The sequence below is a fragment of the Anaerocolumna jejuensis DSM 15929 genome, assembly GCF_900142215.1.
Lineage (GTDB): Bacteria > Bacillota > Clostridia > Lachnospirales > Lachnospiraceae > Anaerocolumna > Anaerocolumna jejuensis.
Genome location: NZ_FRAC01000007.1, coordinates 315,612 through 339,883 on the forward strand (window position 1 = coordinate 315,612; position 24,272 = coordinate 339,883).

The 24,272-nt window shown below is 40.6% G+C and carries 19 protein-coding genes and 1 pseudogene; 16 read left to right on the plus strand and 4 right to left on the minus strand.

The annotated features are described in order from the left end of the window. The first annotated feature begins 473 nt into the window (after window positions 1–473). The 6 genes from BUB77_RS04890 to BUB77_RS04915 all read left to right on the plus strand — a co-directional run bounded on the left by BUB77_RS04890 (window position 474) and on the right by BUB77_RS04915 (window position 8,360). The gene (locus BUB77_RS04890; RefSeq protein WP_073273479.1) at window positions 474–2,399 is read left to right on the plus strand and encodes an ABC transporter substrate-binding protein; all 1,926 of its coding nucleotides are present in this window, start codon (window positions 474–476) and stop codon (window positions 2,397–2,399) included. Window positions 2,400–2,656: 257 nt separating this feature from the next. Then, on the plus strand, window positions 2,657–3,643 hold the full coding sequence (locus BUB77_RS04895) for an ABC transporter permease (protein ID WP_073273481.1): 987 nt from the start codon (window positions 2,657–2,659) through the stop codon (window positions 3,641–3,643). A gap of 14 nt (window positions 3,644–3,657) precedes the next feature. Continuing rightward, window positions 3,658–5,484 carry an ABC transporter permease subunit gene (locus BUB77_RS04900; RefSeq protein WP_073273483.1) on the plus strand — a complete coding sequence of 609 codons (1,827 nt, stop codon included), beginning with the start codon at window positions 3,658–3,660 and terminating at the stop codon, window positions 5,482–5,484. Between the two features lie 11 nt (window positions 5,485–5,495). Further along, window positions 5,496–6,491 carry an ABC transporter ATP-binding protein gene (locus BUB77_RS04905; protein ID WP_073273485.1) on the plus strand — a complete coding sequence of 332 codons (996 nt, stop codon included), beginning with the start codon at window positions 5,496–5,498 and terminating at the stop codon, window positions 6,489–6,491. After that, a complete protein-coding gene (locus BUB77_RS04910; protein WP_073273487.1) occupies window positions 6,481–8,028 on the plus strand; it encodes an oligopeptide/dipeptide ABC transporter ATP-binding protein in 1,548 nt (515 codons plus the stop codon). The genes BUB77_RS04905 and BUB77_RS04910 overlap by 11 nt, the downstream gene beginning before the upstream one ends. 17 nt (window positions 8,029–8,045) lie before the next feature. Continuing rightward, window positions 8,046–8,360, plus strand: a complete 315-nt coding sequence (locus BUB77_RS04915) for a hypothetical protein (RefSeq protein WP_073273489.1) — start codon at window positions 8,046–8,048, stop codon at window positions 8,358–8,360. Window positions 8,361–8,616: 256 nt separating this feature from the next. Here the strand turns inward: BUB77_RS04915 and BUB77_RS04920 are convergent, their stop codons facing one another. Then, a complete protein-coding gene (locus BUB77_RS04920; RefSeq protein WP_073273491.1) occupies window positions 8,617–9,240 on the minus strand; it encodes a response regulator transcription factor in 624 nt (207 codons plus the stop codon). 31 nt (window positions 9,241–9,271) lie between these two features. Continuing rightward, window positions 9,272–10,396: a sensor histidine kinase gene (locus BUB77_RS04925; RefSeq protein ID WP_242962375.1), complete on the minus strand. Its 1,125-nt coding sequence runs from the start codon at window positions 10,394–10,396 to the stop codon at window positions 9,272–9,274. A gap of 136 nt (window positions 10,397–10,532) precedes the next feature. Here BUB77_RS04925 and BUB77_RS04930 point away from each other — a divergent pair, with 136 nt between their 5' ends. The 6 genes from BUB77_RS04930 to BUB77_RS04955 all read left to right on the plus strand — a co-directional run bounded on the left by BUB77_RS04930 (window position 10,533) and on the right by BUB77_RS04955 (window position 16,806). Continuing rightward, on the plus strand, window positions 10,533–11,465 hold the full coding sequence (locus BUB77_RS04930; protein ID WP_170866583.1) for an ABC transporter ATP-binding protein: 933 nt from the start codon (window positions 10,533–10,535) through the stop codon (window positions 11,463–11,465). 2 nt (window positions 11,466–11,467) lie between these two features. Next, a complete protein-coding gene (locus BUB77_RS04935; protein ID WP_073273493.1) occupies window positions 11,468–12,592 on the plus strand; it encodes an ABC transporter permease in 1,125 nt (374 codons plus the stop codon). A 25-nt stretch (window positions 12,593–12,617) separates the two neighbouring features. Continuing rightward, window positions 12,618–13,760, plus strand: a complete 1,143-nt coding sequence (locus BUB77_RS04940) for an ABC transporter permease (protein ID WP_073273495.1) — start codon at window positions 12,618–12,620, stop codon at window positions 13,758–13,760. An 89-nt stretch (window positions 13,761–13,849) separates the two neighbouring features. Then, the gene (locus BUB77_RS04945; protein WP_073273925.1) at window positions 13,850–15,439 is read left to right on the plus strand and encodes a putative DNA modification/repair radical SAM protein; all 1,590 of its coding nucleotides are present in this window, start codon (window positions 13,850–13,852) and stop codon (window positions 15,437–15,439) included. Continuing rightward, window positions 15,436–16,221 (plus strand): TIGR03915 family putative DNA repair protein, encoded by a 786-nt coding sequence (locus tag BUB77_RS04950; protein ID WP_084123924.1) that lies wholly within the window; start codon window positions 15,436–15,438, stop codon window positions 16,219–16,221. Before BUB77_RS04945 ends, BUB77_RS04950 begins: the two co-directional genes overlap by 4 nt. 60 nt (window positions 16,222–16,281) lie before the next feature. Next, window positions 16,282–16,806: a hypothetical protein gene (locus tag BUB77_RS04955; protein ID WP_073273497.1), complete on the plus strand. Its 525-nt coding sequence runs from the start codon at window positions 16,282–16,284 to the stop codon at window positions 16,804–16,806. Between the two features lie 94 nt (window positions 16,807–16,900). On the opposite strand, the gene BUB77_RS04960 is transcribed toward BUB77_RS04955, so the two are convergent. After that, a complete protein-coding gene (locus BUB77_RS04960; RefSeq protein ID WP_073273498.1) occupies window positions 16,901–18,097 on the minus strand; it encodes a GNAT family N-acetyltransferase in 1,197 nt (398 codons plus the stop codon). A 386-nt stretch (window positions 18,098–18,483) separates the two neighbouring features. On the opposite strand from BUB77_RS04960, the gene BUB77_RS04965 reads away from it, so the two are divergent. Continuing rightward, window positions 18,484–19,512 (plus strand): LacI family DNA-binding transcriptional regulator, encoded by a 1,029-nt coding sequence (locus BUB77_RS04965; protein ID WP_073273499.1) that lies wholly within the window; start codon window positions 18,484–18,486, stop codon window positions 19,510–19,512. A gap of 143 nt (window positions 19,513–19,655) precedes the next feature. Then, entirely contained in the window at window positions 19,656–21,728 is a 2,073-nt protein-coding gene (locus BUB77_RS04970; RefSeq protein ID WP_073273500.1) for a beta-galactosidase, read from the plus strand. 100 nt (window positions 21,729–21,828) lie between these two features. Here BUB77_RS04970 and BUB77_RS30970 read toward each other — a convergent pair. Further along, window positions 21,829–21,912: pseudogene (locus BUB77_RS30970) on the minus strand (transcriptional regulator); the annotation flags it as partial. Between the two features lie 395 nt (window positions 21,913–22,307). On the opposite strand from BUB77_RS30970, the gene BUB77_RS04980 reads away from it, so the two are divergent. Further along, window positions 22,308–23,243 carry an ABC transporter permease gene (locus BUB77_RS04980; protein ID WP_073273502.1) on the plus strand — a complete coding sequence of 312 codons (936 nt, stop codon included), beginning with the start codon at window positions 22,308–22,310 and terminating at the stop codon, window positions 23,241–23,243. An 11-nt stretch (window positions 23,244–23,254) separates the two neighbouring features. Next, window positions 23,255–24,172: a carbohydrate ABC transporter permease gene (locus BUB77_RS04985; protein ID WP_242962377.1), complete on the plus strand. Its 918-nt coding sequence runs from the start codon at window positions 23,255–23,257 to the stop codon at window positions 24,170–24,172. Window positions 24,173–24,272 lie beyond the last annotated feature (100 nt).

Consider the following 24,272-nt stretch of genomic DNA (forward strand, 5'->3'; position numbering starts at 1 on the left):
CTTAAAATAATGTAAAAATTATTTTAAGCATTTTAACAATTTTTTAAGTAAATAAAAGTTATTTGTTGGTGAAATCCCTAAAATTCTATTGCATAATATTTCAAAAATCGATAAGTAATCACTTGGATTGTATTTTTCTACATAGAGAATACAGAAAAATTAATGAAATACAATGTGAAATATGTATAAATATAGATAAATGCAGCGATTGTAAAGATTCGTTGACAATCATGTAATTGTATTATATAATACAACTTGTGATGACGACTAAAGTCGTAGTGATATAGACCTATAAAAATTTGTTTGCGATGTTGCTTTTCTGAATCATTCCTTAGGAGTGAAGAAAGGCTTTTTTTGTATAACGTTTTAACAATTTAATGCTTTAATAGCTTAAATTGAAAATGTACATAATACAGCCGCAAGACAAATAGGATATAGGGAGATTATCAAGCAAATATTAAGGAGGAAATTTTATGCAAAAAAGAGTGTTAGCATTATTGCTGACCCTGGTCATGGTATTTTCCCTTGCAGGCTGCAAAGGAAAAAATGACACGGGAATATCAACAGAGCCAACTACAGCGCCTGCTGATAAAGATGACACAACAGCCACAGCAACTCCCACAGAAACATCCAGTGAACCTTCCGGACAGATTGTTATCGGAGACACAACAGAAATCAGCGGTGAATTTATTCCTTTCTTTCAAAATAATGCAGCCGACAATGTTATCTATACATTAACAAATGCTTATCCTACTGTTGATGTTACATCTACCGGTGAGTTTACCGTAAACAATACAGTTGTGACAGATAAAAAAGTTACAGATAATTCTGACGGTTCAAAGACCTATACCTGGACAATTAAAAAAGACCTTGTCTGGAATGATGGTTCTCCTATAACAGCAAAGGATTACGTTGCATCAGCACTTTTATGGTCCTCTAAATTAGTTGGTGATATGGGAGCCGATACTACGCAGGTTGCTAAATATTTAAAAGGCTATCAGGATTATTCCACCGGAAAATCCAAGGTGTTTACAGGCGTTAACTTAATTAGTGATGACAGCTTTTCAGTTACCATTGATAAACAATATCTGCCTTCCTTCTATGAATTATATTTTGCAAGCCTTCAGCCTGTTAAATTATCATTTTTCACAGATGATGCTGTAACCATTGCAGATGATGGCAAGGGTGCATATCTGTCCGACAACTTTACAAAGGCAAACTATGAAAAGAAGATCAATGCTGCCAGAACCAAGGTGCCTGCTATTACCTGCGGACCTTACAATGCAGTAAAATTTGATACTTCTACCAAAGAAGCAGTTATTGAAGTAAATCCTAAGTTTGTAGGAGATTACCAGGGTCAGACTGCTCATATTAAGACAATTGTTTATAAAAAGGTTGTTTCTGAAACTGCAATGGATGAGTTAAGAACAGGTTCTGTAGACTTATTGGCACAAATGACAACAGGAGATGAAATTAATGCCGGTCTTGATTTAGTAGATAAGGGTGGATTTGCTTATACTGCTTATGACCGTAACGGATATGGTAAATTACAGTTTTCCTGCGATTTCGGACCTACACAGTTCGTTGAAGTACGTCAGGCAATTGCCCATCTGTTAGACCGTAATGATTTCGCCAAATCCTACACAGGTGGTTTTGGTTCAGCTGTAAACGGACCTTATGGACCTGCAATGTGGATGTACCAGGATACAAAGGATGAACTTGATGGAAAATTAGACTCTTATCCTTACAGCCTTGATGATGCAGTCAAATTACTGGAAGACGGCGGCTGGGTATATGACAAGAACGGCAAGCCTTATTCTTCCGGTATCCGTTACAAGAAATTAGACGACGGAAAGTTAATGCCTCTTACAATTGAATGGGCTTCTTCCGAGCAGAACCCTGTATCAGAATTACTTGTAGTTAAATTACAGCAGAATCCCGATGTTGCTGCTGCCGGTATTAAGATTAACCAGACAGTAATGACATTCCCTGAATTACTGAACTATATATACAGAGATGGCTCAACTGATAAGAAGTATGGAGTGCCTACCTACCATATGTTCAACCTGGCAACCGGCTTTACACCTGTTTATGACATGGCTTCAACCTATACAACTGATCCTGAACAGTTTAAAGCGGGTACAAATTCTAATTATATCAAGGATGATGAGCTTGCAAAGCTTTCACAGGATATGCTTTTAGTTGAACCTTCTGATAAAGCTGGATTTGAGAAGAATTTTGTTTCCTTCATTGAAAGATGGAATAAGTTACTTCCTGATCTGCCTCTGTATTCCAATAATTATCATGATTTCTATAACGCTAAGTTAAAGAACTATAATCCGAATGGTATCTGGGATATGAGATATGCACTTTTATATGCTAATGTAGAAGAACAATAAAAATAAGTTTAAATATTGAATGATTGACGAAATAGGGTATGTTAAATACCCTATTTCTCATGATTAAAAACTGTTTATTGATTTAAACAAGTAAAGTCTTTCTGTGAGAATAGGATTCTTCACTGTGCTTAGAGGCGGACATTGCATGCTAAACGCAGTGAAGAAGCCTATTTATTCTTGATAGGAAATGTTCTGATAATCAGCATTGTAGAAGCAATTGTAAGACAAGTCAGTTAATTATTGTAGGAGGAATAAGGATGTTAAAGTATATTGGTAAGAGAGTGCTTTACATGGTGTTTGTATTCTTAATCATGTCTCTTGTTATGTTCTTTTTATATAACTTGATACCAGGAGATCCAGCGAGAGCTGAATTGGAACCCGCTAAGGCTACCCTGTCGGCGGAGCAGTATCAGCAGAGGTATCAGCAGTTAAGAAAACAGATGGGTCTTGATGATCCGATTATTGTAAAATACGGAAAGTGGATCGGTGGTATATTAAAGGGTGATCTGGGTATGTCAACGAGGCATAAAAAGCCGGTTGCCGACCTTATTAAAGCGCCTATGGGCAATACCATATTCATCAATATCTTTGCTACCATTTTAGCACTTGGTATATCAATTCCCCTTGGGATTATTTGTGCTGTGAAGCGCAATTCGGTTATGGACAATGTGGTACAGGTATTAACCATTGTGGGATATAGCTTGCCAATATTTATTATTACGCTAGTCAGTATTTTTATATTTGCAGTAACGTTGGGGTGGTTCCCCGTCAGCGGTATGAATTCACCTAATTTTCACGGCACTGGCATAGCCTTCTTTCTGGATAGGATGCATTATCTTGCATTACCTTTAATTGTTATGACTATTGGTTCCCTCGGCGGTATGACCAGATATGTCCGCGCAGCTATGATTGAATCACTTCGTATGGATTATATCAGGACTGCCAGAGCAAAAGGATTAAAAGAAAAAGTTGTTATCTATTCCCATGCCTGGAGAAATGCTCTTCTTCCGGTAATCACCTTAATTATTGGCTGGTTCATTAATATATTTGCAGGTTCTCTTGTTATTGAGCAGATGTTCAACTTAAACGGTATGGGTAAGTTCTATATGGATGCACTTATGAATCAGGATTATAATGTTGCACTTGCGGTACAGATGTTTTACATGGTAGTCGCATTAGTTGGTAACTTAATTATAGACTTAAGCTATGGTTTTGTAGATCCCCGTGTCCGGGTTAACCGTTAGAAGGAGGCAAAGTGATGGAAAATAAGAATACTCCCAAAAAGAAAAAAAGTTTTTTTAGCCTTCTTCTTATAAATACCTTTGGTGCCGGGAAGAAGAAGTTATCTGTCTTGGAAGAGGAACAGATGCAGGGACCTGTAAAGACCATTATTAAAAATTTCACCAGTAACAAGCTGTCAATGACAGGCTTGATTTTATTCCTGCTGATATTTGCCGTAGTTATAATCGGACCCTTCTTTATGAAGCTGGATTTATCCTATACGGAAACCAGTCAGCAGAATGTGGCACCGGGATTGGATTTAATGAAGGTGCCTTCCTCCTTAGAGGGAAAGGCTGCGGATATTTCTGTAGGACCTACCTATACCATTGCTGTTTCAGATAGCGGACAGCTGTATATGTGGGGAAAGACAAAGGTTACAAATGTACTGAACTTAAAATATGTTCCTTCCGATATGGGTAAAATCAAACGTGTATCAGCGGGCTTTGACCATATTCTGGCCTTAAATGAAGAGGGCAAGGTCTTTGCCTGGGGAAGTGACAGGCAAAAGCAGTGTGACATCCCGGATAAGGTCCAGCAGCTTACCAATATTGTGGATGTTATTGCCGGCTATCAATGTTCAATTGTATTAACCGCTGATGGACATACCTATTTCTTTGGCAATGATTCAAATAATGATTATAAGAATACACATGATTACCAGGGACAGATTGTTAAGGTCGCGGTAACCTCGGATGCTGTATTGGGCCTTACAAAGGATGGCAAGGCAGTATATCTTGGAAAACAGACCAATGGGTATACCCGTGTGCCTGAGAATATGGGGAAGGTTGTTGATATAGCGGCAACTGCTTCTACCATGGCAGCCGTAAACAGTGACGGCAAAGTATTCGTATGGGGCAACCTTTCCGAAAGAGGAGAAGGTAAAATACCTGAATTCAAAAGTAAGGTTGTGGGACTCAGCAACGGCAGATATCATTATACCGGAATTACGGAAGATGGAAAAGTGGTAGCATGGGGCTTTGACAATTTTAAACAGACCCAGGTACCTGCTTCGGTAAACAGCAGTAAGATTGTCAAAGTATATACGGGCTATTATCAGAACTATGCGATAACGGACACCGGAAAGATTCTGACCTGGGGCCTTAAGGGCTATATCTTAGGCTCCGACGATTTGGGAAGAGATATTTTGAATCGACTGATCAACGGCGGTAAGATGTCCATGACCATCGGAGCAATTGCAGTTGTAATTTCAACGATTATCGGTGTAATTATCGGAGGTGTCTCAGGATTTTTCGGCGGAAAAGTTGATATTATCCTACAGCGTGTGGTTGAAATTGTATCAGGACTTCCCTTCCTTCCCTTTGCCATGATTCTTTCGGCTTTGCTGGGTAATTCCCTTTCTTCCAATCAGCGTATCTATTTAATGATGATTATATTGGGATTATTGCAATGGCCAAGTCTTTCCCGTCTGGTTCGTGCCCAGGTGCTTTCCGAACGTGAGAAGGAATTTGTAACGGCAGCCAAAGCAGTTGGTGTAAAGCAACTTTCCATTGTATTTAAACATATATTGCCAAATGTTATTTCGGTCATTATCGTTACTGCAACACTTGATTTTGCAACCTGTATGTTAACAGAAGCAACTCTGTCCTATTTGGGATTCGGTGTTCCAGCTCCTCAGCCAACATGGGGCAACATGCTTTATAACAGCAATAACAGTATTGTTATACAGAATTACTGGTGGAGATGGGTATTTACGTCCATTGTACTTGGTATCTGTGTAATCTGCATAAATCTGACCGGTGATGGACTGCGTGATGCAATCGATCCGAAATCTCAGGAACGTTAGGAGGAAATACAATGGCATTACTGGAATTAAGAGACCTACACACATTCTTTACTACAAAAAAGGGAATAATAAAGGCAGTCAATGGTGTTTCTTACAAGGTTGAAGCAGGAAAGACTCTTGGTGTTGTTGGAGAGAGCGGAAGCGGTAAGAGCGTATCTGCCATGAGTATTATAAAGCTGTTGGACGGTAACGGTTATATTGACAGCGGGGAAGTAATCTTTGACGGAAAGGATCTTGCCGATGTTTCCGTTAAGGATATGAGCAAAATAAGAGGAAATGATATCTCTGTTATCTTTCAGGAACCAATGACCTCCCTGAATCCGGTATTTACCGTAGAGAGACAGGTTTCCGAACCTTTTATCATCCATCAGCGCATGAATAAAAAAGCAGCGGCTAAAAAAGTGGTGGAAATGCTAAAACAGGTTAATATACCCAATCCGGAGGCTGTGGCAAAGCAATATCCCCACCAGTTATCCGGCGGTATGAGGCAGCGTGTTATGATTGCCATGGCACTTGCCTGCAAGCCTAAGCTTCTGATTGCCGATGAGCCTACCACAGCCCTTGATGTTACCATTCAGGCTCAGATACTAAAGCTTATGAATGCTTTAAAGAAGGAAAACGGAACTTCCATCCTGTTCATCACCCATGATCTTGGAGTTATCAATGAAATGGCAGATGATGTGGCTGTTATGTACTGCGGACAGGTGGTGGAGATGGCTCCTGCCAAAGTTATCTTTGGCAAAGAAAACAACTACTCCCATCCTTATACGGAGGGACTTATGTATTCCATTCCCAGGCTTGATACACCTGCCGGAGTCCGCTTGGAGGCAATTCCGGGATCGGTACCTCATCCCCTGGATTTGCCCAAGGGCTGTAAATTTGCCCCCAGATGCAAATATGCAACGGATAAATGCCGTAACGAGGAGCCCCCTTTAGCAGAAGTGGAAAAAGGTCATCCTATTCGTTGTTTTTATCCGGAGAAAGGAGTGAGGGCAAATGGCAAATAAGGACAGAAAAGTATTAATACGTGTTCAGAATTTAAAACAATATTTTCCCATAAAGAAGAGCTTCGTTCAGAAAGAAAAGCTCTTTGTACGGGCTAATGATGATATAACCCTTGACATCTATGAGGGAGAGACCCTTGGATTGGTTGGAGAGAGCGGCTGCGGAAAATCCACCCTTGGCCGTACACTGCTGCAGCTTTATACCCAGACAGACGGAAGAACCATGTACTATGGAAGAGATGTGGATGAGATAGCACCTGCTTATGTGCTGGATATTCTGAAGTCCCTTGCAGAAAGAAAAAAAGAATACTTTAATCTGAAAGAAAAAGCGGACAGTGTCAAAAAGCAATATGATGCCTTGCCTGACGGTGATGAAAAGTATGCACTCAGAGCACACCTTCTGGAAACAGAAAAGCATGCCAGAGACAGCTTTTTGGATATTGTACAGTTAATCGGCGGTTTCTTTGTGGCAGATGACCTGGATCCCGTATCCGATATTCTGGTAAAGGAATACAAGGCAGGAGTTGAATGCAGCAGATTAAAGGAAAAACTGAATAATGCCCGTGTTGTATATGAAGGACAGCGTTCTTCCTTAAAAGAAAAAGGAAAAACAGCTAATCAGATTGATGATGCAACACAAAATGCTTTACAGCAGATAAAAAAGCAGGAAGAAATCATTAAGATAAAAGAAAGAGAACTGGAAGAAATCCGCTCAGAAATTTATAAGCTCATGAAGAAATATGAGGGCAATCCGGATTTTGCAAAGTATGAGGTATACAGGGATAAAGGAATTAATCTGGCCAGGTTAAGTGAAGAGGAAAGCCGTAAGCTCCGTAAAGACCTGCAATTAATCTTCCAGGACCCTTACTCCTCCTTAAATCCCAGAATGACAGTAGGGCAAATTATCTCAGAGGGCCTGCTGGCTCATAAGTATTTTGATAAAAATGATGATAAGCTTCAGAATTATGTTATGGAAGTTATGGAAAAATGCGGTCTTGCACCTTATTTCATCCACCGCTATCCCCACCAGTTTTCAGGAGGCCAGCGTCAGCGTATCGGAATTGCCCGTTCACTGGCACTGAAACCGAAATTTGTAGTGTGTGACGAGGCGGTATCTGCGCTGGATGTTTCCATTCAGTCACAGATTATCAATCTTTTATTGGACTTAAAGGAACAGGAGAACTTAACCTACCTTTTTATATCCCATGATTTGAGTGTTATTAAATATATCAGTGACAGAGTAGGTGTTATGTATCTTGGAAACATTGTAGAGCTTGCAGCAACAGAAGAGCTTTTTGCCCATCCCACCCATCCTTATACGGAAGCGCTGTTATCGGCTATTCCTACAACGGATGTAGATAATAAGAAGGAAGCAATTATTCTGGAAGGAGACATACCAAGTCCCATAAATCCCCCTTCAGGCTGCAAATTCCATACCCGCTGCCGCTATGCAACCGACATCTGCAAGAAAGTGGTTCCTGATTTTGAAGAAGTAAGGCCGGATCACTTTGTGGCATGCCACCATAAGATTAATCTTTAAACCGAAAGGAAGGTGAAATGGTGTTTTTTCAAAAGAAAAATGACAGGGCTATGAACTGGCTGAAAGAGCAGAATGAAATAGAGCTACAGAAGGAAAAGGATTTAACACCATCTTCACCGGAAGATGAAGAAGATATTATTGGAAGTGAAAATGCCACGGAGGAACCTCTGGCAGAAATGCAGGAAGGCAGACCAAGAAAGAAAAGGAAGAAGGGCATGGAGCTGGAAAGGCATGATATGACTGCATTATTCCTTTCAGCCATCCTAATATTTATGCCGGTAGCTATTCTGATATTAGGGCTGTTTGCATTAATTGCCTGGCTTTTCTTCTAATTAGCAGTATGGATTAGATTGATAAATGCAATTTAATCTGTTTAACAGTATCGCAAGTGGGCTTGCGATATGGATGGAATTAGATTGAATAATTTCACTATTTATAAATAATAAAAGAAGCCTCAAATCTTTCAAATGAGATATTACTTAGCAGTAATACCAGAAAGATTCGAGGCTTCTTTTAAGGCTCTGTGTCAAATAGTTGGGAGTATGTTATTTACACACCCAAATATTTATTATAGAACCTCTTTTAATATCAGGAATTCTTATAATAAAAAATCGCAATCTGTGTACGGTCCCGCAAAGAGAGCTTTTCAAGAATCAGACTGATATAATTTCTTACGGTACCTTCACTTAAGAACAGCAATTCCGCAATTTCTTTGTTTGACAAGCCGTCTGCTATTTTACATATGATTTCGTATTCCTTATCGGTTATTCCATAGTTTTCATAGTCCAGTCTGTTGCCAGGCTGCTGCAATAAGCTGGGCAGCTTTGTTATGATTTCATTTCCATAGACATTCTGTCCTTTGTGAACTGCATACAGGGCAGGAAGGATACTTTCAAAATCCTGTTTTAGCATATATCCTTTTGCTCCGATATTAAGAGCCTTGATGATATAGTCATCATCCAGAAAGGTAGTAAGATAAAGAATCTTTGCTTCCGGATGCTGGTTTAGTATATTTTCGCCGGCCACAAGGCCGGACATGGGCTCCATACGGATATCCATCAGAAGAATATCCGGTGAAGTTTCATCGAAGAGCTTTATAGCATCTTCGCCGCTGTTGCCGCTTCCGCAGACATTGACCTCCGCGTCGGAAGAAAGTATGATTTTTAAGGAGGAGCACACAAGTTTGTCGTCATCGATGATAAGAACTTTCATAGATACCTCTTTCTATGTCTTTTTATTTAATTTATTTTATATTCGGAGCTTCCGGTGTGACCGACTTTGGTATACTGATAAAAATTTTAAAGCCGTTATCGGCAGACAGGTTCATAATTCCCTGAAATCCCCTTACCCTGTCCAGCATATTCTGAACGCCCATTCCATCAAAGTAATTCTGGCTGTTATCCAGAGCCTTCAGCTTAATCCGTTTTTCCTCCGTGATATGTCCATTGTCGGATATGATCAGCTGGTACATGGCAGGGTGTTCCCTGAGGCTTATCTGAACCTTTGTGGCATCGGAATGCTTCATGACATTGGAAAGTGCTTCCTTTGTAATGGCTATGAAGGCATATTTTAGTTTGACATCCGGTGTATTTCGGACATCATAATCAAAATTCACCGTGCAAAAGGTAAAATCCTTCGTCAGGGTTTCTATGGAGGTGAACAAATCAATGGATTCATCGTACATATTGTGGATGCTTAAGCGGATACTGTCCATTCCCTGTGACAGGGAGGTCTTTAGGGAAGTTAATCCTTCTTTTTCCGTTTCATCCTTGGTAATCATAAGCAGGGCACCTATTTGTAACAGGGCACGGGAGAGGATGTGGCCGATATTATCATGGATTTCCTTGGAGATACGGTTCCTTTCGTTTAAGGTGGCAACATTTATTTCATAATCCTGATTTTCTAGCAGGCTCTGATTCCTCTCCTCCTGTAATAGGGATAATTCTTTTGAGGTATCCCGCTGCTCGTTGTATTCCCGCTTCATTTTTAAATACTGAAAGGATTTGTGCTTCATGAAGGTGGTGAGTATGAATAACAGAAGAAGGGAGGCCAAAGCCTTAACGCTGTAATCTGTAAAATTCATAAACAAAGGAATAAGCAGCAAAAAAACGAAGTTTCCATATATCTCATATACAACATCATAATATACAAGGGGCATAAGCAAAAGACAGGGAGGCCAGAACTGGCAAAGTCCTAATGCCAACAGAAACAGTGCCAATTTGATACGGTGGTTTTCCGTATAGGTGCACAGGCAGGTCAATATGATGAACAGCAGTATGTGTACCGGTGAATAAACAGCGGGGTAGGAAATAAGATATAAAAGTAAACAGGCTGCCCAAAGAATCATCTTATCGGTAATAAATTGCAAGCTGTATTTCCTCCTTCCGCGTAAGCATGATTTTTTCTATATCATAACAAAAGCAGTAATAAAAAGCAATTCATATTGCGAAGGGAAGTTACTTTCAGTATAATGAAAAAAAGACTTAGTAGGGCAGGGTATTCTCATGGTGATAGAAATTAAGAATCTGGTAAAAAGGTATGATAAGATTATAGCTCTGGATTACCTGAATTTGATGGTAAAAGAGGGACAAATCCACGGTATATTAGGCCCGGCTGGTTCCGGTAAGACCACGCTGACGGATTGTATATTAGGGCTTAAGAAGTATGATAAAGGTTCCATTCTTTTATGGGGAAAGAAAATGGAGAGGGATTCCTATGAGTTAAAGAGGGATATTGGTGTGGTGTTAGAGGAAGAAGCCGTTTTTGAAGAGCTGACCTTATATGAAAATATATCCTATTTTTGCAGTCTTTATCTGGGAGATAAGCAAAAGGTGAAAGAGTATACCAAAGAAACCATAGAATTTCTTGGTTTGGAGGATTTTATCAGACTTTATCCCAAGAAATTAAGTCCCGGCCTCTTAAGAAGGCTTAATTTTGCCTGCGGTATTGTGCATAAGCCAAAGCTTCTGATACTGGATGAACCTATAGAGGATACCGACCCTCACAGCAAAAAGAAAATAATGGACTCCATAATGGAGTTAAAGAACCGGGGAACTACCATTTTATATTTTTCCCAGGAAATCGATGAGATTGAACAGCTCTGTACGGAAATCACGATGCTGGACAAGGGAAAGGTTATTGCGCAGGGAACAAAAGAAGAATTAAAGGATATGATTTCGCTTGGAGAAAAGATAACGGTAGAAGTATATTCCCTTTCAGAAAATCAGCTTAAGGATATCTCGCAGCTTCCCAATGTATCGGGCGCGGAGTATAATAACCAGTCCCTGATTATGAGAGCTAAAAAGGGAAGGAATAATCTGATGACATTGCTGGATTACTTGCAGGAGCAGAAAATTCCCTTTGGCAGGATTATTACAGAGATGCCTACTCTGGATGATGTTTACTTAGAGATAACGGGTAAGGAGTTAAAGGATTAAGAATGAAGGATATGAATTATAGAGAGATTATTTTAAACAGAATAAAGCTCTTGTGCAAAAGAAAGAAAATTCTTATCTTTTCACTTGTTTTGCCCCTTTTAGTGATGGGAATCATCAACTTTACCATGGCTGCCCTGCCTTCCGGGAAGGAAGCCGGGAGCATAGAACTTGGAATTGTGATGGAAGAGCAGGAAGAGCTTCCCTTTTCCTTTCTTGATGCAAAGGAGTTTCATATAGTATATGGCACCAGAGAAAAAATGCGGACTTTACTACAGGAAGAGAAAATAGATGCATATATCGTCACCGGCAGTGAGACGGAGCTTTTCATTAACGACATGGGGCGTAAACAGACAATAATTAAGGGATATCTGGACAGTGAAATGCAGAGAATGGGGAGTAAAAAAGGCAGTGCAGAAGGCAGTTCAGGCGGAGCTAAAGCAGCAGAAGGTAAATATGGTTATGAAGCACAAAAGAATAATAAATTAATTATTGATATGACAGAGCCTATCGTTTTACCGGATAAGAAAAACCTGGCTTTTATTTATATAACCGCATTGCTTTGTATTCTGGGAGCCAGATGGAGCTTTGAGGAAATGAAGGAGCTGATGCCGGAATATTCCAGTATTGGAAAAAAGCTTCGTTTTATCCCAGCCCCAGGTTGGAAAATCCTGCTGCTTCATCTGGCTTGTGTTTATGTATTACAGACTGCCTGTATACTGGCTTTTTCTTTTATTATGTTAAAAGTCACAGGAATCTCCCTGCAGCTGAGAATGGAATTGTATCTTGCGACTGCTGCGTTAGGGTCACTTAGCGGCATCCTGACAGGGGCGCTTTTTGGAGCCTTTAAGAGGATTAATTTAAAGGTGAAGGATATATTGCTGAATGCTGTATTGGCTACTATGCTTCTGGCAGCCTTTTTTATACCAGCAGCTCCCCGTTACTTCATCCTTCAGACATTTCCATTGCTAAAGCTTGTAAATCCTCCTGCTCTTATTACGGAAATGCTTTACTGCATCGCTTTGCAGGATGGGCTTTTTGTGTTCCTGAAGGATGGATTGCTGTTGACAGTCTATACTCTGGCAGTTGGCCTGGGACTGCTTTTCCGGTACAGAAGCCAGGAAGAATAAGGAAAAGCGGAAAGGATAGAAAACAATGGCTACCGTATATAGAAAGCTATTAAAAAATTCCATCATAATACCAATCCTGTTACTGATTTTACTGGCTTTATCAGTGAAATATTCAGCATATAAAGAATCCGGAAGCAGAGCTTTGTCTGAGAGGAAGGCGGAGGTGCTTATTATTAACAGGGATATGGGAAGCGAGCTCAGCAGCAGCTTTTTAAAGTACCTGGGAAGGTACTGCAAGCTGGTGGTATCCGATTCTTCCGATGCTTATTTGGATTATTTGTCCAACATTCAATATGATTTTATTCTGGATATTCCCCAATACTATCAAAAAGAATTTATGGCGGGGCATAATCCTGTCATTAGTATGGCGGATACCGGAAAGAATGAGGCCTTGCCTTTAAAATATATGGTCGACGGGTATCTTGGTGCAGCACAGGCTTACCTTGATGAGAACAGGAATATTACCACGAAAGAGCTTATAAAAAGGCTGGATTCTGATATGCAGGGGCAGGTAAAGGTAAATCAGGAGCAGGCGGATAGAAAATACCAGAATACTCTTTTTATGGAAAGCTTCTTTTTGAAAGCATCCTATGCGCTGGTGCTGCTGTGTTTCTTTGCCATAGGGAGGATAAGCAGTTATTTTGGAGTAAGCGGAATTCGTAAGAAACATGAAATTGCTCCTATTTCAGCAGCCAGGAATAACTTTCGGCTGCTGCTATCTAATTTTTTCTTTGTTTTGGCCTGCAATTGCATCATTTTTATTCTGATGTTTTTATTAAAGCCCGAAATTGGGGTAAGCTGGAATACCTTTTTTTATTTTATGAATTTTTTTGTTTATTCCCTCTGTATCTTAGGCCTGTGCTCCATCGTGTCAGCCTTGGCATTCAAGCATGGGATAAATATTGTCTTAATTATATTTTTTACAGCTGCAATGGGATTTATTAACGGAGATTTGGTCCGGGCGGGAAAGGAAAGCCTGGTAAATATTGCAGAATTTACACCTGTTTACTGGTTTAAAAACATAAATAATCAAATAGGCCTTTTAAACAGTTTTGCCTGGACTGGCATGCATAAGATACTGTATATGCTGGGAGTAAATATCTTAATTGCAGGTGCATATTTCAGCGTTTCTCTGGTAATCAATAAGAGCAGAACCGAAAGAATATAATGTGAACGTTTGTTCGAAAAAATCTTGAATTATTATAAGAAATGTGCTACACTGATACAAACAAATGTTTGCAGGAGGATGGCATGAGTATAGTTATTCAGGAAGATATGACAGTACAAAAAAAGCTTGAGGTGCTTTCGGATGCTGCAAAATATGATGTGGCCTGCACCTCCAGCGGTGTGGACAGAACGGGAAACGGAACAGGAATCGGTAATTCGATTGCCTGTGGGATATGTCATACCTTTTCAGCTGACGGAAGGTGCATATCACTGCTTAAGATATTGCTTACCAATGAATGTATTTTTGATTGTAAATACTGCATGAACAGGGCTTCCAACGATGTACTGAGAGCCACCTTTACTCCGGAGGAAATCTGCAGCCTGACCATAGAATTCTATCGAAGGAATTACATTGAAGGACTGTTTTTAAGCTCAGGTGTGCTTAAGAGTCCGGATTTTACAATGGAATTGATGCTTAGAACCCTAAGGATGCTTCGGGAGGAGTATCATTTCAACGGATACATTCATTGCAAAGCCGTTCCGGGAGCGGACCCTGTTATTGTTGAGATGACAGGCTGGTATGCGGACAGAATGAGTGTGAATTTAGAGCTGCCTACGGCGGACAGCCTTCGAAAGCTTGCCCCTAATAAAACCCGGAAGAATATCCTGAGGCCTATGAAGCAGATTCAGATAGGGAGATTGGAGAATAAAGGAAAGCCTTCCTTTAGCCGTATTCCTCTTATGGAAGAAGAGGGATTCGGGGAGCTTCAGATTACAAAGCCAGAACTAACAGGATTAACGGACTTTGGCAGCAGTGGAGAGGCTAAGCCATATTCCTCTTATGAGAATAAACTGATACTGCCGGGACAGACAGCCCGTAATACAAGGATGGCGGGAGGAATGCCGTCTGCATCACCAATGATTCAGGATCTGCAAGAGATTATGGCAGCAGATGGCATAAAGGCACCCTTTGGAATCATTAAGCCGCCAAGCATCAACAGAGGCTTTGTACCGGCAGGGCAGAGTACCCAGATGATTATTGGAGCAACACCGGAGAGTGATTACCAGATCATATCGGTGGCAGAAGCCTTGTACCAGAAGTTTGATCTAAAAAGAGTATTTTACTCTGCCTATATCAGCATTAATGAAGACAGTTCTTTACCAGCCGTAAATCAGGGACCGCCCCTTTTAAGAGAGCACCGCCTATATCAGGCAGACTGGCTTTTGCGGTTTTATGGTTTTAGAGCCACGGAATTATTATCAGAGAACAGGCCGAATTTCAACGTGTTAATGGACCCCAAATGCAATTGGGCTATCGGACACCTGGAACAATTTCCAGTAGAAATCAATAAAGCGGATTATTATACCATACTCCGGGTTCCGGGAATTGGCGTTAAATCGGCACAGCGAATTGTGAAGGCCAGAAAGACGGCGACCCTGACCTTTGAAGATTTAAAGAAAATGGGAGTGGTATTAAAGCGTGCCATTTATTTTATTACCTGTAACGGCAGAATGATGTATCCGGTAAGAATTGAGGAAAATTATATTACCAGTATGCTTTTAAAGGTAAAGGAAAAGCTTCCCTTTGATATGGAGGCTTCCAATGCCTATAAGCAATTATCACTGTTTGACGATATGAATTTTACTGCAGCCAATCCGCAGATGAGGAGCTTCCTATGATGAAGAGAGTTTACTTTTGCGAAGACAGCCTGGAAGGCATATTCAGTGCTGTTTATGATGCCTGGAGTGATAGAAATGGACATGCCAATAATGAAATCCGCATTCTTACCGGAGAGGATCAGGGAAATATGGAATTGTTCACAGAATATCTCTATATCAGAAATTCCGATGAGAAGATTTCAAAGGTGGTAAGAGCTGTCTACGGAAAGATATCGGAAGAAGCCTATGAGCTTATCTGCGGTGCATCCTGTTCCTGCGAACTTTCAAGGGGAGATGATATTTACCGTTTTTTGATTATTGGATTTTCAATGGGAAAAGGTGTGGTTGACTGTCTTTATAACAAAGATGTCATGCGGATTTTTGAATTGAACAGGAACGTATCCAATGAAGCTCATCATTACAAGGGGTTTTTACGCTTTCAGGAGATGGAGGATGGAATCCTGGTTGGCAGAATAAAGCCTAAAAATGATATTATCAGATTACTGGCGCCTCATTTCAGCGACAGGTTGAATCAGGAAAATTTTGTGATTTATGATGAGAATAGAAATACTGCAATCATTCATCAGAAAGCCGAAAGGTGGTTTTTTACAGGCGGTGAAATCTTAAACCTGGAAAAAATTAAAAAAATTACGGAAAAAGAAGAAAGCATCGACAGCATGTGGAAAGCTTTTTTCTCCTCCGTATCCATTAAAGAACGTGAAAACAAAGGACTTCAAAGAAATAATCTTCCGCTTCGTTTCCGCAGTAACATGCCAGAGTTTAAATTACCGGGGCAGGAATAATATCAATGTAATGAGAGATACTAAACGAGTAAAATTAAATCATTTTATAGGAGGAATATCATGAAAAAAAGTTTATGCCTGTTATGCTCAATATGCTGTCTCACATTATTAACATTCACCGGATGCGCCACTACAGATAGAAATAATTCTGCCACGACGAATGATAAGTACAAGACTGGTACGGATTATAACAATACTGGTACAACCGGAAAAACCAACGGGACTTATGACAATGGAACCACCAACGGAACTACTAATGGAACCACTACTAATGGAACCACAAATGGAACTACTAATGGTACCACCAATGGTGTAACAAACGGAACTACCAATGGAACCACAAACGGTACTACTAATGGTACTTTAAATGGAACCACAAACAGAACTACCAATGGTGTAACAAACGGAACCACAAACAGAACTACTAATGGTGTAACAAATGGAACTACGAATGGAACTGGTACCACAGGTACTACCAGAGGTACTAATAACACCATTGGAAATGATGTAAAGAATGGTGTTAATAATGCTGTTGGTGATGTTGAAAATGCATTAGATAATACCAAAACCAGAACCGTTAAATAATTGCAGCAGAAATAAGGTATAATAGACGATTTAATTTTCAATAAATGGGACTGTCATGTGGCAGCCCTATTTATTTTGTGAATTATATTACAGCTCAGCTATGCCTTAAGATACTGTATTTTTCATAAGCAACTCCGGCTTTACTTGTACTTCCTTCTAATTTAAACCCTGTTTTTTCAGCAATATGCAGAGAGGTTTTATTTTCCGGAGCTATAAGAGCCGTGATTTTGTTTACGGCAAGGCAATTAAAGGAATATTGAAGCGCGGCAGTAACAGCTTCCGTAGCATAACCAAAGTGCTGGTAGTTAGGGGCAATCAGATAGCCAAGCTCCAGGATGTCTTCTTTATCCTGTTGATGGGGTTCAATACCGCATTGCCCAATGAGTTCACCGGTTTCTTTTAAATATATCCCCCAAAGTCCAAAGTCGTAAAAATGATACATATTCTTAATATAAGCCCTATGCTTTTCGATGGCTGTTTCCGTTAAGTCCAGAGAAGCTTTTTGAATTTCCGGAAGATAAAAATTTATTTCAGGATTTTTATAAAGATCCATTAAGGCAGGGATGTCTTCCACTGCAATTTCTTTTATAATAAGCCGGTCAGTTTCTGTTATGATAACTGGAAAATTATGATATCTGTTATAAACTTTCTCAAAGAAGGCAGCATCGATTTCTTCGAAGCCTTCAATAAGAATGGCAGCCTGGCTTAAATCCTGATTACCGGAGTTGGGATTAATTAAACCTACAGCAGGAATACCTGCTGCACAGGCAGCCTTTACTCCATTGGAGGAATCCTCCAGGATGATACATTCCCCGGTATTTAAGTTCAGCTCGGAGACTGCTTTTAAGAATACATCCGGTGCAGGCTTAGGATGCTGGACCGTAGCTCCGCTTACCAGTCTGGTAAAATAGGAGGAAATCTGCAAGGCCTCAGTAACAGCAGCAATTTCCTCGGGAGTGGAGGAAGAAGCAATGGCAAGTGAATAGCCTTTATGGTATAAGTGCTGTATTAGATTAACCACATAAGGGACTGGAGTATAACCTTCTTCCTGAATTAGCGCTGCTAAGGATTTATTATACAATTCATTCAGAGATTCTTCGCTGGCAGAAAGGTTAAAATCCTCTATCATAGTTTTTAGCATGTGTTTAGTTGTTGAGCCGATAAATCGGTAGGGATAGTCAAGAGTTATGAAGACTCCAAGTGCTTCTAATGTATTTACGGCAGCTTTCGCATGGGAAGGTTCACTGTCAATGATAACTCCGTCCATGTCAAATATAATACCCTTTAGCATAACTGATACCCTTCTTTCTATATTATTTGAAATTTAGTTTTTATCAATTGAATGTTAGGTTTTCTTCTTCCAGATGCAAAACGACTGGAAAAATTAAGTACAACTTATTATAGCAGACACCAGCTCCACTTTACAACAGAAAACAAGAGAGGAACATGAACTGGCTTTTTATTATAGCAGTATCACAAGCAAGCTTGTGATATGCACGGGTATAAAAATGGAGCGGATTATGGGCGCGCAATATAAATTGCGCAAAAAGTAGATGAATTATACAATATGCACAAATATATAGACAATAACAATGTATTATATCACAGTTGAAAACAATTGAATTCATGCTATAATAAAACAAGGACAACCGATTGACCAAATGCATGGAGGGACGAATGGCAGTACAAAACAAGGATGAGAATAGTTTGCCCGGAAGCAAATTGACCATTGCCGATATAGCAGCCGAGCTGGGCGTGTCAAAAACAACAGTATCCCGTGCAATTTCAGGGAAGGGCAGAATTGGAAAAGAAACAGTGCGAAGAGTCATGGAATGTATTGAAAAATATAATTACAGGCCCAGCGCAATTGCTAAGGGGCTGGCTACTTCCAAAACCTATAACATAGGAGTAGCTTTCCCGGCCGATACGAACTTAAGCAGTACCCCCTTCTTTCAGATCTGTTTGCTGGGAGTGTGCGAGGCGGCAGCGGCTATGGATTATGATGTTCTGGTAACCACTGTTAAAGAGAACGATATCAGCCAGCTGAAGAGGATTGTGGAAAATCATAATATTGACGGAATCATACTGACCAGAGATTTTATGAATGATATGGCTACGGAGTACCTAAAGCAGAAGGATATTCCCTTTGTACTGGTCGGCTCCAGTGAGGATAGCACCATTGTACAGGTTGATTCGAATCATAGGGAGGCCTGTGAGAAGCTGGTCAGTTTGCTGCTTGCCGATAAGATGAGCAGAATAGCACTGATTGCGGGTGACATGAGGCATATGGTAAATCTCTCCCGCTGTGAGGGCTATATTAATGCTTTAAGAAGCAGGCAGATTTCCATTGATACAGAGCTGGTATTTACCGATTGTGACAGTCAGGTGTCTATTGAACAGGCGGTCAACAGCATCCTTAAGCACCAGGCAGAATGTATTATATGTACGGATGATGTGATATGTACAAGAGTACTCTCACTGTTAAGAGAAGCAGGCGCTCATGTGCCGGGGGATATTAAGGTGGCCTCCTTTCATGACAGCATCTACTTAGAGAGCAATAACCCACCTGTAACGGCGGTTGGGATGGACGTCAAGGAGCTTGGATGTATTGCTGGGAAACGCTTAATCGAAATGCTTGGCGGTGATATAGATATACACAAGAAGATTTTGGATTATGAGATTCATTTAAGACGTTCGACACAATAAAGAGACAGAGCACCGGAAGCTTTAAGGATTGAAATTTAGAGTGCATTATGGTGAGGGAAAGGTAACGGCACAATGAGTTTTCAAACACGCCCTAGCTCAAAACAAATTATATAGAATATGTGCAGACAGCAGGAGGACAAAGAATGGACAGGATCAAGTATGGATTTACTCCAAGGTACATGACAAAAGACGGCAGGCCATGGTTCCCGATTATGGGAGAATTCCATTACAGCCGCTATCCGAGAGAGTACTGGAAGGAATCTCTTTACAAAATGAAGGCAGGCGGTGTGGAAACGGTGTCGACCTATGCTTTTTGGATACACCATGAAGAAGTGGAAGGGGAATATGATTTCTCCGGTCAGAGGGATCTGAGAGCCTTTGTAGAGGCAGTAAAGGAAACCGGAATGAATATGTTTTTAAGAATCGGACCCTGGTGTCACGGGGAAGCCAGAAACGGAGGTCTTCCTGACTGGCTGCTTAAAAAACCTTTTGAAGTAAGGACTAATAATGAAGAATATTTTGCCGTTGTAAAGAAGTATTATAAAAAGCTTGCTGAGCAGATGAAAGGACTTTTATATCAGGAGGACGGCCCCGTTATCGGGGTGCAGATTGAGAATGAATACGGTCACTGCGGCGGCCTTCAGGGGGAAGAAGGTGAGGAGCATATGCGCCGTCTGACAGCCATGGCAAAGGAAGTGGGGCTGGTGGTTCCCTACTATACGGCTACAGGCTGGGGCGGAGCAGTTACCGGAGGCTTACTTCCTGTTATGGGTGGTTATTGTGAAGCACCCTGGGATCAGAGACTTACGGAGATTGAGCCGAGTGGAAATTATGTGTTTACCACGGAGCGTAACGATCATAATATAGGCAGTGATTACGGCTTTGGTGTCGGTATTACCTATGATATGTCAAAATTCCCCTTCTTAACTGCGGAGCTGGGTGGAGGATTACAGGTGACCCATCACAGAAGGCCTGTGGCACATCCAAAGGATATCGGAGCCATGACCATGGTAAAGCTTGGAAGTGGTGTGAATCTGCTGGGCTACTATATGTACCACGGCGGTACCAATCCCAAGGGGAAGCTGACCACGCTTCATGAGTCCAGAGAGACCGGTTATCCCAATGATCTACCGGTTTTCAGTTATGATTTTTCAGCTCCTATAAGAGAGTACGGGCAGATGTCAGGAACCTTAAAGGAAATCAAGCTGATTGCCATGTTTATTCAGGATTTCGGGAATGCTTTATGTGAGATGGAAACCTATCTTCCGGAGAGCAATCCCCTGTTTCAGACCAACTTTACAGAGCTGCGGACTTCTGTGCGAAGAAAGGGTAAAAGCGGCTATTTGTTTGTAAATAATTTTCAGAGAAGGTACATTATGGAGGAGCATTTGAATACTGTTCTTACGGCAGAGACGGAGGGAGAAGTCCTACAGTATCCTGCCAGAGATATTCTTAACGGAGATTTTTTCTTCCTGCCTTTTTATATGCCGGTGGGAGATGGTGAGCTTAAGGCAGCCATGGCAACGCCTCTGTGCCTATTACATAACGGGGAGCAGGAAATCTATGTCTTTTATACGGACACGGAGCCTTCCTATGATTGGGTAAAGGAGCCGGGACGTGCGAAGGTGCTTACTCTGACCAGAGAAGAGGCACTTAATGCCTGGAAGATAGCACTGGATAAGGAATACTTAGTTATTACGGAAGGAGAAGTCATTGAATCAGAGGACGGTTATGTGCTGTTAAACCGTAAAGGAGGGTCCTTAAAGACTTATCCTGCATTGCCTTTAGCACCTGCCGGTTATGAATATAAGGGGGAGAAAGACGGCTATGCTGTATATGAGGGTATGGCACAGCGGTCTGCTGCTTCCGCCGATTGTAAGCTGGTAAGAGAAGAGAACGGTAAAAAGGTCTATGAAGTTACTCTTCAATATGCAGAGGGGGGGAATGACTGCTTTTTAAAGGTTGATTTCGGAGGAGATACGGCAAAGCTTTATGTTGATGGAGAATGGGTGGATGACTGGTTCTATACAGGAGAAACCTGGGAGATTGGTTTGAAACGCTATGGTTTTCCGCAGAAGCTGCAGCTTGAGATTGAAGAGCTAAGAGAGGGTGCAAAGCGCTATCTGGAAAAGTGGCCGGTGTTTACCAATGGAAAAGCCTGTGAGATTCATGGGATAGCGGCAGACACCGAATATGCCTATGTAATGAAGAAATAAAATAAGATACCGGGTAAAGCCTGCTTTGTGGATGATGATGCATAAGCAGGCTTTTACTTTAGTGCGGTCGGGTCAAGCATAAAAGGCTCGTCCACTTCGTTTACGGTATATTTGACAGCTTAAAGGCTAATAGCAGAGCGGGATCATATTTGTCATTTTCAATTGCATTTATGATTTGCCGTGTGACTCCTAATGCTGTAAAACTATTTTACATGTAAAATTCCTATGACACTACTGAACAACACGAAAACAAAAAAAAGTTGCGCACTTTTATAAAAATATTGGAGAAAACGTACAATATAAACAAAAAAATATTAGATGTTATGTAAATAGACAATAAAAAAAAGTAAAAGTATAATATATTTATAAATAAAATAACAAATGTGAGCAACATATATGTTGCGCAGCAGGGAAAGGCATAGAGTGGAAATTAATAGACAATTTCCGCTTTTGATTTCAGTGTGCGCTAAGGCGCGCCGCATGATGATTAGGTTGAAAAAACAAAAGGTGTTTTTCAACTTCGGATTAAGGAATACCGAATCATGGATTTGATATTCGCGAAAGGAGTTCAAGGAGCTTATGAAAACAAAAAAAGTTGAATGGAGAGGATTTGTAAAAAAACTCTACAAATACAGGGTATTTTTACTTATGCTTGCTCCGGCAGTGATTTATACATTGATTTTTGCGTACTATCCAATGACGGGAATTGTAATGGCATTTAAGAAATACAACTATGCAGGCGGGATATGGGGAAGCCCGTGGAATGGGTTTAGGAACTTTAAATTCTTCTTCCAGTCAGGACAGGCAGGACTGGTAACCAGAAATACGGTATTATATAACGCTTTATTTATTGCGTTCAATACCGTTTTACAGATTGCTGTGGCAGTCCTTCTTACGGAAATTCAGAACAAGCACTTTCGTAAGATTTCCCAGTCCTTTATGTTCCTGCCCTACTTTATTTCATGGGTTATCGTAGGTGTTATGGCATTTAACATTTTCAGCTCTGATTACGGATTCTTTAACCGGATTCTTGCCTACTTTGGGAAAGGAAAGATAGCCTTTTATACGACACCCCATGTATGGCCCTTTATTCTTTTGTTTTTTAGTGCATGGAAAGGAATCGGGTATGGCTCCGTCATGTATTTGGCGGCAATCATGGGCATTGATACTTCTATTTATGAAGCGGCAAAAATTGACGGAGCAAATGTCTTCCAGCGAATTTTCAATGTAACAATACCAATGATTATGCCTACCACAATTATTCTGCTTTTATTATCGGTGGGAGGAATCTTTAAAGGAAACTTTGATATGTTCTATAACCTGGTCGGAACCAACGGCCTGTTATTTAAATACACGGACGTAATTGATACCCTGGCTTTCCGGGCTCTAATCACCAGTAATGACTTTGGAATGTCGGCAGCCGTCGGCCTGTATCAGTCGGTTCTCTGCTTTATAACAATTCTGTTTGTAAATAAATTAGTCGGTCTATACGACAAAGAGTACACATTATTTTAGGAGGGAAAAAAGTGACAACCAAGCATTCAAACAAAATAAAAACAGGTTCGGACGTTATTGCACTGAACATCATTGCATACGTACTTTTGGGAACGATTGCGTTATTCTGTCTGGTTCCGTTTATCATGATTGTATCAGGCTCTTTTTCTTCCGAAGCAGCAATTACAAAAAACGGCTTTAGTATTCTTCCACAGGATTTCAGTCTGGAAGCCTATAAGAGCGTATTCAAAGATCCAATTGTTGTATTCAGGGCTTATGCTACAACCATTGGGTTAACGGTGGTAGGAACCGTTGTTGGCCTTTTGGTTCAGACTATGACAGCCTATGTTTTATCCAGAAAAGATTTCGGATGGAGAAATGGATTTTCCTTTTTCTTCTACTTTACCACATTGTTTTCAGGCGGACTTGTTCCGTATTATATCTTGATTACACAGACCTTACATCTTCGCAACAATTACCTTGCTTTATTACTTCCCTTAATATTCAGCGTCTATAATCTGCTGATTATGAAAAGCTATATTGTGGGAATTCCGGATTCATTAATTGAAGCGGCTAAGATTGATGGCTGCGGAGAGTTCCGTATCTTGTTTAAGATTATTTTTCCGCTGATAAAGCCTGCCCTTGCAACAGTTGGACTTTTCATCGCACTTGCCTACTGGAATGACTGGTATAATGCCATGCTTTACATAGAGGATAAGACAAAATATCCGTTACAGTACTTCCTGTATCAGCAGATCAATAACATTGAAGCCTATAAGAAGCTGCTTTCCAATTCAGCGGCCAGCAGTGCAGCCCAAGCGGTAAATCTTCCGACACAGTCCTTAAAGATGGCACTTACCATTGTTGTAACCGGACCCATTGTTTTGGCCTATCCAATTGTTCAAAAATACTTTGTTCAAGGCATTACAATCGGGGCGGTAAAGGGCTGAAGCAATTTTAAATTCATTCATTAGGGGTATTATTCCCATGAATAGCCTGTGTTTTGCAATACGGGTTAAGCAATAAATTATATAATTTAAAGGAGGATCT